The following is a 13,612-nucleotide window of genomic DNA, read 5'->3' on the forward strand; positions in this document are numbered from 1 at the left end:
TTAGCTTCCTTTAACTAACTTAAGATATATATTTTCTAAATCTTCTTGTGTAGGAACAACAGGATTAGTTACCGTACATCTATCTTTTAATGCTGCTTTAGCCATATCTGGAACTGCTGATTTATATTCATTTTCGTCAATTCCTAATTGAGCAATTGTTTTAGGAATTGAAAGTTGATCAGTTAATCTCTTCAAATTACCAATCAATAAATTAACAGTTGATCTATCTGTATATGATGAAATATTTAACACTCGAGCAATTTGTGCATATCGGTGTAATGCTTCAGTTTCTTCAGATCCATCAATTCCAGAATTATATTGAATGACATAAGGTAATAACATTGCGTTCAGTCTTCCGTGAGCTTTATGAAAGCGACCACCTAAGGCGTGAGCCAAACTGTGACAAATTCCTAATGAAGCTCCACTGAAAGCCATCCCCGCCATACAAGATGCATCATGAACGACCTTTCGTGCTTCTACATCGTTACCATTTTTGACAACTTTAGGTAATTCATTCCAAACAATTCGAATAGATTTTTCAGCCAACGCATCAGTGAAACTGGTACTATTCAGTGATACATAGGCCTCCAAGTCGTGTGTGATTACATCCATCCCCGTGTCAGCTGTGATTGTTGCTGGAACACTCATAGTTAAACTTGGATCTAATATAGCAATATCTGGAATCATATCTTCATCTACCAAAGCATATTTACCATTGACGCTGGGGTCTGAGATAACTGCAAAGGATGTAACTTCACTACCAGTTCCACTGGTACTAGGTATACAGATCAACTTGATCTCGATATTGTCCATGAGATGCTTGATTACTTTGGCAGTATCCATTGCTGAACCACCGCCCAGAGCAATGATCGTATCAGGCTTCAATGATATTCCTTTGAATAATCCACCTGAAACTACATCAATTGAAGGATCAGGAACTACTTCGGAAAAAATATCATATTTAACGTCTAATTTATCTAGTGCATCTGTTACTGCCGAAATCTTACCTGACTTGACCATGAATGGATCACAGACAACCAAAGCATTTTTGATCGGCATATTGGAAAGTTCACTTATTGAATTATTTCCACTGATTATTTCTGTTTTCATACTGAATTTATTCATATGATTCCCTCCTTTCATCTAGTATTAATGTCTTATAACTTTTACAGGAAAATCGTATTCTTTGATCCAACCTTCGATGCGGTCCAAATCTTCGTCGGATAAACTTGGATCACCTTTGACTGGATAATCAATTCCTAGTTGTCCGTACTTGTTAACTCCGAGCTTATGATATGGCAATAAATTAATACCTTGGAAGTTAGGGTAATCACGATATGGCATTAAGAAATCAATAATTTGATGGATTTCTTTTTCACTATCATTAACACCTTTTAGCATTGGCATTCTGATCTTAACTTGATAACCACGTTCGAAAAGTTCTTTCAAATTGGCCAAAATTCTTTCATTGCTTATTCCTGTTAACTCATTGTGTCTTACTGGATCCATGTGTTTCATGTCATACAAGAACAAATCAATATAATCAGCCATTTCCATCAATTTGTTCATACGACTGTGTCCACAAGTTTCAATAGCTGTATTGATTCCGTCAGCTTTGCAGGCTTTCAATAAAGCTAATGCGGCATCAGGTTGTGAAGTACATTCACCACCACTCAAAGTTACGCCGCCGCCTGATTGTTGATAAAAGGCATCATCTTCATGAATAACTTTCATTAATTCAGGTATGGTTTTAATGGCTCCGGTAATATGGATTGCATTCATTGGACAAACTTCTTCACATTTGTGACAACCAATACAAGAAATATCACGTCTAACACGATGTTGACCATTCTCATCTATGTAGTGGATCCCACGGGGACAGGCTTCAACGCATGCCATACAATCGCTACACAAACTTTCTTTGAACATAACTTCGTATTTTCGGTTCATACCCTCAGGATTAGCACACCATCTGCATCTTAATGGACAACCTTTCATGAATACAATGGTTCTTATACCTGGTCCATCATACAAACTATATTTCTGAACATTGAATATCATTGCCTGACGTTCAATGCCACCATCCACATTTGTATCCATTGTTTTCATCTCCTGATTGTTAATTAAAAGTGAGTAAGTACCGTACGACTGATGATTTCATCTTGAACGTCTTTACATAATTCAACGAAGAAAGCACTGTATCCAGCAACACGAACAATCAAATCACGATATTGTTCTGGATGTTTCTGAGCGTCAATCAATGTCTTATTGTCCAGATAATTAAATTGCATTTGTCCATTACCTAAAGCACAGGCTGTTCTCAACAACATAATCAAGCTCTCTTCACCTTCGGAGGTATCTAGTAAACTAGACATGATCTTGAAGTTATGAACCATTCCGATATTCATTGAATCGTTAGACATCTTCGAAACAGACTTGATAATAGCTGTAGGTCCTTTATAATCGGCACCTTGTGTAGGACTAATACCATCTGATAATGGTGTCCAAGCTTTTCTACCATTAGCTGAAGCACCTGTCATTTGTCCAAACGGTGTATTGTTGGAAATTGATAATGTTCCGTGACTCAAGTTTGAGAACAATGTCTTATATTTCTTATGCTCTTCTTCTGTGTAAGCAATGATATCGGCAGCAATTAAATCAGCATAGTCGTCATCATTTCCGTACTTAGGAGCAGCTAAGCAATCCTTACGAGCTTGATCGTTATTTTCAAAATCAGAAACAAGAATCTTGTTTAATTCTTCAAGTGTGTATTTCTTATCATCAAAGACTAATTTCTTGATTGCAGCCATTGAATCTGTGTAAGTTGCTAATCCTGACCAAACAACACCTGGTCCGTAATTGTACATTGCGCCACCAGCAGATACATCCTTACCATGTTCCATACAACCTTCATACATAATTGACATTAATGGTTTAGGTGCTAGGCTTCTGTGAACTCTTTGTGAGATAACAGTTGCAACATCAGTCCATTTAGTAATGTACTTAATTTCTTCCTTAACGGCGGCATCGAATTCTTCGTATGTTTTGAACTTCGATAGATCACCCATATCTGGACAAACCTTCTTGCCGTACCACAGGTCAACACCATGGTTTAGAACAAGTTCGATACAGATAGGCCATTGTGTATAAGCTGTTGATGTCCATTGATATAGTCGACCAGACTTCTGTGGTTCAACACATCCCATCAAACAGTAATCACGAGCATCTTCAAGTGAGACACCTTTGGCAAGCATGATCTTAATGTGCGTGTCATCAAAGTGACATGCTGGGAATCCCATTCCGGCTCTAACAACATCAACGATCTTCTTTAGATATGCACGAGGTGATTTACTGTGAATACGGCAAGCTAGTGAAGGTTGGTAAACCTTAACGTGACGAACGGCATCCATTAATAAGTAAGTCAAATCATTAGTTGCATCTAGTCCTTGACGTGTCACACCACCGACACACATGTTAACGAATGGTTGGTAACCAGCGAAGAACTTAGATCCACCTTCACTTGTGATCCACATCATTTCTGACATCTTAATCAACATACATCCAGCAAGTTCAAACGCTTGATAGTTAGTCATGTTACCGCTTTCAATATCATGTTTAAACATTGGGTACATGTATTGATCAACACGACCAATTGACATACCCGTTTGATTCTCTTCAACAACAAGTAGTGATTCAACTGTCCAAACAGCTTGGATAGCTTCCCAGAAAGTATCTGGTTTGTGTGCAGGTACCTTGGCATTGATTTCAGAAATTTTTAGCAATTCAGCTTTTCTCTTAGGATTGCTTTCTTTATCAGCCATTTTCTTAGCGTATTCTGACATTCTCTTGGCATAAATCATTACACCATCAGTTGTGTCGATAACTGACTTGTAGAAGTAAATCTTGTCAATATCATCTGGATTTTCATAATCCAATTCTTCAAGATGAGCTTTTGCTTCATTTTGAATATCGACCATACCTTTTTTCATCAAGATAACATCGTAACCAGGGTTAGAATCTCCACCACCATTTAGTTGATGGTATGAACAATCAGATACAAATGATTCGCCTGATAATTCCCAAACGCCGGCCTCACGATATTGATCTTCACAATATTCATCTACTGACTTACCTTTCCAATATGGGAAAAGTTCTTCACGCATGATTTTCTTGTCTTCATCAGAAATGTAGAAAGGATCTTGGGGTCTTGTACCGATCGTATCAATTTCGTCTTCCATCCATCTCCAAGCGATATCAGGTGAAAAGGCACCAGCTCTAGGAGCTCCATTTGGGGCACCAACGATCAATTCATTATCTTGAATAACTAAAGGTGCTGTTTCACAACAGTACTTGAAACATTTGGCACGTAACATAATCTTTGGCATACCAGGATTTTCTTTAGCAATCTTAGTAATGGCACGTGCACGATAAGTTGTGATTGAAGGAACTTGCTTCAAATAGTTGTCTTTTAGAGCCTTCAATCTACTTGTAATTCCGTCTGGAATTTCAGTTTCTTCATCTTCAACAACAACTTTACTAGGCGTTGTTTCAGCATCTTTAGATACTTCATTTGAAACTGAACTAAACATTTTCACTAATGCTTGGCGTTCTTCATCGCTTAAGTCTTTAGTAGCTTCAGATAACTTTGCTGAAAAATCTTTAATATTCATATCATTCCCTCACTTCTCGTGGAATTAATTTTCTAGAATCTTATTAAGGAACTTCTTTAGAACATCTTCTTCAAAATTTTTATCGTCAGATGAAATTTCGGAATCACCGTTGTAATAAATCATTCTTTGATAAGTTAAGTCTTCAGCTACAATATTTTTAGCAGTGCAACCTCTACCGGTCGTTTGACCACCTAAAAACATTGAAAGTGGAAAACTTGAACCTATCCCTACACCAGCTAGATAGGCGGAATCATTAACAATCATTCTGCCAACTGGTTTTTGAATAGCATATTCTTTGATGATTTTGTCATCTTTAGAATGAATAACTAGCGTGTGTCCATTGCGTTTTTCTTTTAAAAGATGAATACATTTTTCGCAAGCGTGACGCCAATCAGGTTCTTTATAGAAGGCCATGATTGGACATTTTAACTTCACAGCGAAGGGATCATCTTCGAAGATATAAGGCTGTTCAGATACTAATACCAAAGCATCATCTGGAATTGAAAATCCTGATCGATTGGCGATCCATTTAGCAGTTTTGCCGATATATTCTTCACTAACCTCTGTACCCTTACGGAACAATGTTTGTCTCAACTTAGCTTCTTCTTCTTTATTCATGAAGTAAGCTCCGTCGTTGATCAATTGTGTTCTGACATCTTCAGAAATGGAGCTTTCAGCAACAACGAATTGTTCTGAAGATGGAGCTAATCCATTATCAAAAGCTCTACTTTTAATAATCTGCGAACTTGCTTTTGCAATATCAGCTGTCTTTTGAATGAAGACTGGCGTTGACCCTGTCTCTGCGTAAAATACTGGTTTACTTGGAATATTGACCTGATCGTAATATTCAGCACAACCAACATTGATCACAGCAGCCACTTCTGAACTGGCAGTTAACTCTTTTACACCATTGAAAGTCACATTGTTCATATATCCGAGAAATCCTTGCGGTAATCCTGCGTTAGTACAGATCAGTTGGATCTGGGGATATATTTTTGAAGAAATTGATGACATCTTCGGATGTGGAACCATTACTAAAGTATTTCCTGATTTAATAGCTATCAATAACGCATAAATACTGTATAAAACGGTATTTTCAATTGGTAGGAGTGTAACTACCGGACCTAAGGGCACACCCATCTTTTCAATTTGATTCTTATCATTAAATAAAAGTGGTCCAACAATTTTTTTATTGTCGATATCTTTCTTATATAGTTCAATGAACTGATTGTACAAATCTAACTTATCTTCACATGATCCGATAGATTTATTGGCGTACTCAATTTTTAGCAAATCTGGCAAAATTTTAGTTAAATCATCGATTACTTTTTTTAGAATAAGGTTCAGTTCATCCTGACCATATCCTTTTAACATTCCAAACGAATCCCTAGCTGTCTCCGAGACGATTCTTGCTTCCTGTAATGACTTCAAATCATTGTCTATTAATTGCATAATTATTGCTCCCTTATTATTCAGGCAATAGTTTATTCAATGCATATCGATCAATTATTTTTGTTAGGTCGCGATGAGGACTAGGAATGACTACCGAGCTATAAACTTCAGCACCCATATTTTCTACAGCTTTGATTCCCGCGGCTACTGCACTTTCACAGGCTGAAACATCACCTTGAACAATTACAGAAATATATCCTGAAGCAACATTTTCATATCCGACAATATCGACATCCGCAGCTTTACACATAGCATCCGCAGCCTGTAGAACAAACACCAAACCAAATGTTTCAATTGATCCTATTGCTTTATAATTCTCCATATCTGTTTACTCCTAAGTTATTGATCAATATCATGAACTGAAACAATGTCGCCAACACCCGGTATCGGACGTGGCATAACATTGCTGGCTGTAAGTTTACCGATCTCTGACGCTGCTTTGGCACCAGCTTCTACAGCAGACTTAACTGCCGCAACATCGCCTTTTACAATAACCGTAACTAAAGTGGATCCTATGTTTTCATATGAAATCAATTCAACTTCTGCAGCTTTCAACATTTCATCAGCCGCTTTCAATGCAGGGACCAAACCGACTGTCTCTATGAGTCCCAATGCTTCATCACCTTTATATCTCATAAATTCAACCTCTTAGTTTAGTTGCTATACTTTTTATCAACATATTTTGCAACAGCATCACGACCATCAGCGTTGATTCGATAATTCATAATTAGGTTGTCGTCTTTATCTAGTTCATAACTATCCAACTCAACCAAACCATTGGCTTCTAAAGCCATAAAATGTTCCATATATAATTCTTCGTTAAACTGTTTTTCATTGCCGTATAGTGGTTTCAAAGCTGTCATAACTGCCTTAACATCAACAGCTTCGTGACTATTCATATAATTCAAAACGGCCATTCTACTTGGTAAACTCATTGTTCAACGCCTCCCTTTTTAAATAGATCTAAAGGATTCATCGTTACAATAATGGCACCCAGAACAATAACGATTGAGCCAATGACGATTGTTGGAGTCAAAGTCTGGCCTAAGAATAGAACACAGAATAGAACTCCCCAGAAAGCATAAGTAACATTGAGTGACATTCCGATTGCACATCCAACAGTTGCGTTAGCTTTGTACCAAGTAACGAATGAGATGGCTGCGCTTAGTCCAGCTACAGCTAACCAAACAAGTGGAATTCCGGCTGAAATTGTTCCACCAAGCAATTTAAGAGCTCCTACAGCTGGAACCATAAGAACTAGAACTACTAGACCTGAAATTAATTCTCTCAAGTTAACAGCAACGTCAGTATCGATCATTGCACCACCAAAACTAGAGAAAACACCTTCAAGTCCCCAACTAACGGCGGCAATCAAAGCACAGATAATTCCAAGAGTGAAGTTAGGTGCCCCTTCAGGTTTTACAAAATTAATAATAATTGCGCCAAATACACAGAGCACCATACCCAAAACAACCCGTTTGGTTGGCTTTTGCTTCAAAAACATCCAAGCAAACAAAGCACCGAACAAACTACATGTGGCAGAAATTGGAATTGCATAAGCACCAGCCATTGCTAAACCAACTAAGTAAGCACCGTTAGCAATTGGTCCCCCAAGAAGGAATCCGATAACCAACATCTTGCCTGGTTTAGTCTTGAGAGTTCTGCCTAACTCCTTCAAACGACCTTTTTTAGCGTTGTAGATCAACAACCACAATCCGGCAATAAAATCATTTAGTCCTGAACAGACAAACGGTGCTGCCAAAAATCCAGCGGCACTGACTAATGGATCATAACCACTAGCAACCATTACCAAAGTCGAATAGATACCGTATGTTAATCCAGAAATTGCACCATTAATTAATCCTGTAGTGTGGAATTTTTTAGTTAATGCATTTTTCTTACTATCCGCAAGATTAATGCGTCCATTGATAGATTCCTTATTAATATCCATTATCACTTACTCCTTATTTTGTGTTTGGAGTTGGTAAAATATTCTCAACTTCTGCATGTGGACGAGGAATTACGTGAACTGATAATAGTTCGCCAATTCTTTGAGCGGCTGCGGCACCAGCATCGGTAGCGGCCTTAACAGCACCGACATCACCACGAACCATAACAGTAACTAGTCCTCCACCAACTAATTCTTTTCCGATAAGAGATACGTTAGCTGCTTTCACCATTGCGTCGGCCGCTTCAATAGAACCTACTAAACCTTTAGTTTCAATCATTCCAAGTGCGTCATATTTCATGATAATCTCTCCTTTGTGAGCGTTTGCATTTTTGTTATGGTGCCATTATATTTATGACCCCTACGGTTCAAGTCAACACTCCATTTCAAATTGAATATTAAAACACAAGATCACTCTCACTAAAGGCCTTAGAATAGGCTTTTTGATTAAAATTTTATTTTTTTAGAAATAATTGTGTCAGTGAGAGCATTTTGCTTGACATGTAGAAATTTTCACAATCATTTTTAAAAAGAGCATTTTTTTGAAATATTTTTTGCATTAGATTTCAGGAATACCGATTTAACAACATTTCAAAATTTAAAATGAGACTCTGACCTTAGGGATAGGTTTACGTGAAAAAAGCCGATTCGACTACACTTGTCGTCTTTCTAGATAAATTTATTAAAAAGTTTTTCTTCTACTAGAAAAGGCATTTTTAGTAGATTATTTAACCCTCTAAAAATGCCTTTAAGTTAATATTTATATGTGAAATCATTCTCACAATTTTATGATTTTTTGCTGAGCATATTACTTGCCTTTTAAAAATTTATCTTTCTTTCTATTCAAAAATATAATATATTTAGTTAAACGTTTGCATTGACATTATAATTTCCAATGATCTAACAGAAGGAGACCAATTATGAGTAATTATTTACTACATTCAATCGTACCCAGGGAAATTAAAAAATTACGTTTATCCGAAAGATTAAACGTAGTTCGAGCCGGTGTTTTAGGAGCTAACGATGGTATCATTTCCGTAGCCGGAATTGTGACCGGAGTAGCTGGTGCACAACAAAGTCAAATGACATTATTCATTTCTGGATTAGCTGGTATGTTTGCTGGAGCCCTATCAATGGGCGGAGGCGAATATGTCTCGGTTAGTACTCAAAGAGATACCCAAAGAAATATGGTTAAATTGCAAGAAGAAATGATTGCTGCAAATCCTAATCGTGAAGAAAATGCTTTGGCCAGTTATTATGAAAGTAAAGGGTTAGGTCTAGATTTATCAAGACAAGTTTCTTCTAGTCTAATGGAACAAGATCCTCTAGCTGCCACGTTAAAATCCAAATTCAATATTGAATTCAAAGACTACTTCAGCCCTTGGCAGGCAGCTTTCTCATCATTTTTCTCATTTATTATTGGTTCATTATTACCGCTGATGGCAATTACTTTTATTCCCTATCCATATAAAGTTTCAGGAACTATGTTTTCAGTAATTATTGCTTTGACTTTCACAGGATATATCAGTAGTAGATTGGGTAAATCAAATGTTATCAAAGGTATTTTAAGAAATCTGCTTGTTGGTTTGGGAACGATGATCGTAACCTACCTTATCGGTACACTTTTAACTTAATTATTTTAAATACTAAAAGAGCATCCCTGACTTCAATCAGAGATGCTCTTATTTTTTACTTGCTATATTCAAGATAAGCGATACCGCTAACTTTTTTAGCCGATACCAAACTTAATTCTTTAAACTTTGTTTTATCTGAGAACAAAGGAATACCTTTTCCCAGAATAATAGGAACGATTCCTATTTGATAAACATCAATTAGATCACTGTTAACCAATGGGGCAATGATACTGCTGCCACCGATGATCCAGATATCTTTTGAAGACGACCTCTTCTTTAGTCCGTTAACCAAATCAACAATATCACCATCTACAAAGTGCAGATTGCCGACATCATCAATTGGCTGGCGAGTCATTATATAATTATCAAAATCATCATAGGGATAACTATCTGGTGACAATTTATTAGCCACCTGGTCATAAGTCTTGCGTCCCATGACTACTGAATCCACATGTTTAACCAATTTCTCATATTCACGATCGTTGTCTTCACCAGATGTAAAATCATTATCAATCAAGTAATCGATGTTGCCATTTTCTTCTGCAATATATCCATCTAAAGTTTCCGCGATGAATAGAATAACTTTACGTGTCATATGTCTATCCTCCGGTTCTTCTGGTTAAACATATTGTATATTCTTGCAGTTGAAGTTACTAATAAAAAGCTATCGATTTTGAATTCATAATCGTTTTAAATAAATTTTGATAGAATTGCTCTATAAACATTTGGTATTGTTCTAGCAAAAATTATTGCTACATGGTCACTTAATGAATTATTGATATATTTCGATTTATTCAATAATGTATTCCACTTGAACCCAAGACCTATTTTTACAATTCTTACTTAACGGATATATATACTTCAACCGTTCCATCAGGATAATATTTTTCAAAATCATGATCATATTTTCTAATAATTTTTTTATTGTCCTCGTCTAACCATACTTGTTTCCACAATTTGGGAACATCATTTGAATCGTCAGTATAAGTAATGTACTTATTAGAATCAGGTATTAAAATCCCAGACATATCATTTTTATCTTCAATTGCTGTAGTTAAGGAATAGTCGCCCCTATAATCAGATTGATAGTTATGATAAATACCGTACCTAATTTTATTTTCTGGTATATTAACCACCGACTTAGACCACAGATCTATAACTTTTGAAAACATTTCTGGATCATTGAAATTATTTGTGCGAATACTCTTAATCTTATGTAAAATCATGTTTTTCTCCTATACGAACATATGTTCTATCAAAAGAATAACATACTTTATTATTATTTAATCAAAAAATTTAAATTTACTTCTAATTAAGGAGGACCTAGAACTACAAGTCAGACATTATAGCTATTATTTCTGTTCACTTTATTAAATTATCTTGTTGCTGTTTTTTTAAAAATTCCATTTTTTCATTTAAATATTTGATACTAGCCTCAATGTCAGACTGTTTTTCATGTAAGGACTCAACTTTTTCCCTCATCAATCTCAAACGTGTTGGTATGGTTTCTGGCCCTTGACCACGATAGTTGGTATAAGTATGAATTTCATCCAAAGTAAAACCAGCCGCTTTTAGTCTTAGCAACAATGCCACATGATCCACGTGGGCATCAGTATATTGTCGCAACTGTCTGGGACCATGTTCAGGATGGATAAGATCTTTCTTTTCATAAAATCTAATTGTATCTGGGCTCAACCCAGTTATTTTGGAAAACGTTCCAATTGAATATAATTTTTTATTTGACATGGACTTAACTCCATTATGTAAGATAGAATCTGTTGTTTTCAGAAAAACGGAGGCTCTTATATTGAATAATCATGAATCACTCTTTAGCTGTGACTTTTGGCTACTTGCATTAACCAATCTTTTCGTTATGACTGGATACTATAGTTTAATGGTAACCGTTGGTCTATATTCAGTTAAAAAATTCCAAGCTCCTACTAGTATCACAGGACTAATTGTCGGTATCACCGTCATAGGAATTCTTATTTCCCGTTTCTCCAGTGGTTACTTGACACATATCTTCAGTAACAAACAATTGATGGTCGCTGGTACCATTCTTCTAATTCCAGCAACTTTATTATATCAAATGGCTAATTCAATTCTCTTTCTAATAGTTGTTCGTTTGATTCAGGGTATAGCCATCGGTTTGGTCAGCACCGTAACTAATACTGCTGTCGTTTTATTATTTCCCAAAGCAAGAACTGGTGAAGGAATCGGTTACTTTAGTCTAAGTACAATTTTAGCAACTGCTGTTGGTCCTTTTGCTGGATTATTAGTAGAACAACATTTTAATTTTAATGTAATGTTTATGATGGAAACTATTTTAGCAATTCTAGCTTTGATTTTTTGTCTCTTTGTTAATGGCAGTAAAATTGCTTTTCATTTCACAAATAGGCATCCTAAGATCACTATTCATGATTTTATTGAACCTAAAGCTTTACCAATCGCTAGTACAATTTTTATTGTTGGTTTAGGCTACGCAGCTATTCAAGCTTATTTAAGTTTTTATACAACAGAATTAAACTTAGCTAGTTACTCATCCGTTTTCTTCTTGATTTACGCCGCCGCAATTTTAATTTCTCGTCCATTCACCGGCAGAATTATTGATCATTTCGGTGAAAATGCGGTTATCATTCCTTCAGCAATTATTAATATGCTAGGAATGATGCTTTTGGCCACAGCCAGTTCCGGTTGGATGATCTTGGTATCTGCTTTTCTTATTGGTTTAGGATTTGGTAATTTTCAATCCACCTGTCAAACCGTCGCTGCAAAAAGTGTTCCTATCGAAAGACTCTCCCAAGCAACAGCCACCTACTTCATTCTCTTTGATTTAAGTCTGGGAGTTGGCCCCTATGCACTAGGTATAATTGAACCACTAACTGGTTATCGAGGATTATTCTGTCTAATGGGCATTACAATCATTATTGGCTTGATCTGGTATTTATTAATTCATGGCCGCAAAAACAAAAATTTTGTTAAAGATGCTATTCCTAACAATTCTGATAACAGGTTAGATTAACTTAATCTCTAAATAATTAAAATAAAAAAATAGCAATTCTGAATTAATTTCAGAATTGCTATTTTACTTTGATGTCGGTTGTCATATCGCCAGACGAAGTATTTATAAATTGATTAATACTTACATTTTTTTATGAGCTATTTGAATATTTCTTTCCTACCCAAAATCAATTTATTTCAAATTACTAATAGCATAGTTTGCTTCCTCAGCAGTAAATTGTTCTCCATACTCTGATGTTAATTGATCTCTTATTGATTCTGGTGACATTGATATGTCTTCCTGATACGACTTAGCCTTAAATAAAGCATTTTTATTCCAGTCTGCTTTTATATTCTCCATAGCGTATTGAGCCGCTTCAGTTGAAAATTTTTCACCATATTCTGATGTCAATTGTTTTTGTATTCCTAATTTTGACATATGCATATTATCTGCATAAGATTCAGCTTTTCTTAATGCTGATTTATATTCAGTTGGTACAACAGGTTTTTGCGGTTCTGCTAATTTTTCAGTATTTTCTATTTTTTCAGAAGATACCTCTTTAGTTGATTTCTTCGAATTAGATTTATCCTTAGCAACCTGTGACACTTTATTTTTATCCGATTTATCTGTATTCGTATTCTTAATTCCATTTATTCCAGCAAATACTAGAATAATAACCGCGATAACTATCCATCCTCTTTTCTTTTGATACCACTTCTTTTTTGCAGAATAGTTTCCTCTTCTCATGTAAAATCCCCTTTTATTTTTGATAGTTTTATTTTAGCTAATCAGAGTGGTATATTCTATTTTGATTTAACATAACAAAATATTCATTTATTTAAGGAAATTAAACATTCGAAAATTTCAATAACAAGTTAGCCACTTGGACAAAATAAATTGAATCCAA

Annotated in this window: 15 protein-coding genes; 2 read left to right on the forward strand and 13 right to left on the reverse strand. The window is 35.7% G+C overall.

Features of this window, described 5'->3' with window-relative positions:
- From FD33_RS08995 to eutM, 9 genes are read right to left on the reverse strand one after another with little or no spacing between them, the layout of a single operon-like run.
- Nucleotides 1-1,125, reverse strand: coding sequence for a 1-propanol dehydrogenase PduQ (locus tag FD33_RS08995; RefSeq protein ID WP_025085274.1), 1,125 nt, complete (start codon nucleotides 1,123-1,125; stop codon nucleotides 1-3).
- Nucleotides 1,126-1,149: 24 nt separating this feature from the next.
- Nucleotides 1,150-2,100, reverse strand: a complete 951-nt coding sequence (cutD, locus tag FD33_RS09000; RefSeq protein WP_025085273.1) for a choline TMA-lyase-activating enzyme — start codon at nucleotides 2,098-2,100, stop codon at nucleotides 1,150-1,152.
- Nucleotides 2,101-2,123: 23 nt separating this feature from the next.
- Nucleotides 2,124-4,670, reverse strand: coding sequence for a choline trimethylamine-lyase (cutC, locus tag FD33_RS09005; protein WP_025085272.1), 2,547 nt, complete (start codon nucleotides 4,668-4,670; stop codon nucleotides 2,124-2,126).
- A 24-nt stretch (nucleotides 4,671-4,694) separates the two neighbouring features.
- Entirely contained in the window at nucleotides 4,695-6,122 is a 1,428-nt protein-coding gene (locus tag FD33_RS09010; RefSeq protein ID WP_056955921.1) for an aldehyde dehydrogenase family protein, read from the reverse strand.
- A 16-nt stretch (nucleotides 6,123-6,138) separates the two neighbouring features.
- On the reverse strand, nucleotides 6,139-6,444 hold the full coding sequence (locus tag FD33_RS09015) for a BMC domain-containing protein (RefSeq protein ID WP_025085271.1): 306 nt from the start codon (nucleotides 6,442-6,444) through the stop codon (nucleotides 6,139-6,141).
- A gap of 17 nt (nucleotides 6,445-6,461) precedes the next feature.
- Complete coding sequence (locus tag FD33_RS09020; RefSeq protein WP_025085270.1) at nucleotides 6,462-6,758, reverse strand: BMC domain-containing protein; 297 nt, start codon at nucleotides 6,756-6,758, stop codon at nucleotides 6,462-6,464.
- A 17-nt stretch (nucleotides 6,759-6,775) separates the two neighbouring features.
- Nucleotides 6,776-7,057, reverse strand: a complete 282-nt coding sequence (locus tag FD33_RS09025; RefSeq protein WP_025085269.1) for a hypothetical protein — start codon at nucleotides 7,055-7,057, stop codon at nucleotides 6,776-6,778.
- Entirely contained in the window at nucleotides 7,054-8,073 is a 1,020-nt protein-coding gene (locus tag FD33_RS09030) for a DMT family transporter (RefSeq protein ID WP_025085268.1), read from the reverse strand. Before FD33_RS09030 ends, FD33_RS09025 begins: the two co-directional genes overlap by 4 nt.
- A gap of 13 nt (nucleotides 8,074-8,086) precedes the next feature.
- Complete coding sequence (gene eutM / locus FD33_RS09035; protein ID WP_025085267.1) at nucleotides 8,087-8,371, reverse strand: ethanolamine utilization microcompartment protein EutM; 285 nt, start codon at nucleotides 8,369-8,371, stop codon at nucleotides 8,087-8,089.
- A gap of 619 nt (nucleotides 8,372-8,990) precedes the next feature.
- Between eutM and FD33_RS09040 the strand changes: the two genes are divergently transcribed.
- Nucleotides 8,991-9,704, forward strand: a complete 714-nt coding sequence (locus FD33_RS09040) for a VIT1/CCC1 transporter family protein (RefSeq protein WP_056955922.1) — start codon at nucleotides 8,991-8,993, stop codon at nucleotides 9,702-9,704.
- Between the two features lie 55 nt (nucleotides 9,705-9,759).
- On the opposite strand, the gene FD33_RS09045 is transcribed toward FD33_RS09040, so the two are convergent.
- The 3 genes from FD33_RS09045 to FD33_RS09055 form a co-directional block, all read right to left on the reverse strand.
- Nucleotides 9,760-10,299 carry a dihydrofolate reductase family protein gene (locus FD33_RS09045; RefSeq protein ID WP_025086296.1) on the reverse strand — a complete coding sequence of 180 codons (540 nt, stop codon included), beginning with the start codon at nucleotides 10,297-10,299 and terminating at the stop codon, nucleotides 9,760-9,762.
- A 244-nt stretch (nucleotides 10,300-10,543) separates the two neighbouring features.
- Nucleotides 10,544-10,930 carry an effector binding domain-containing protein gene (locus FD33_RS09050; protein WP_025086297.1) on the reverse strand — a complete coding sequence of 129 codons (387 nt, stop codon included), beginning with the start codon at nucleotides 10,928-10,930 and terminating at the stop codon, nucleotides 10,544-10,546.
- A gap of 136 nt (nucleotides 10,931-11,066) precedes the next feature.
- Nucleotides 11,067-11,450, reverse strand: coding sequence for a MerR family transcriptional regulator (locus tag FD33_RS09055; RefSeq protein ID WP_025086298.1), 384 nt, complete (start codon nucleotides 11,448-11,450; stop codon nucleotides 11,067-11,069).
- Nucleotides 11,451-11,511: 61 nt separating this feature from the next.
- Here FD33_RS09055 and FD33_RS09060 point away from each other — a divergent pair, with 61 nt between their 5' ends.
- Complete coding sequence (locus FD33_RS09060) at nucleotides 11,512-12,726, forward strand: MFS transporter (protein ID WP_056955923.1); 1,215 nt, start codon at nucleotides 11,512-11,514, stop codon at nucleotides 12,724-12,726.
- Nucleotides 12,727-12,897: 171 nt separating this feature from the next.
- Here the strand turns inward: FD33_RS09060 and FD33_RS09065 are convergent, their stop codons facing one another.
- A complete protein-coding gene (locus FD33_RS09065) occupies nucleotides 12,898-13,452 on the reverse strand; it encodes an Ltp family lipoprotein (protein WP_025086299.1) in 555 nt (184 codons plus the stop codon).
- Nucleotides 13,453-13,612 lie beyond the last annotated feature (160 nt).

It is taken from the genome of Companilactobacillus paralimentarius DSM 13238 = JCM 10415 (genome assembly GCF_001434985.1).
Lineage (GTDB): Bacteria > Bacillota > Bacilli > Lactobacillales > Lactobacillaceae > Companilactobacillus > Companilactobacillus paralimentarius.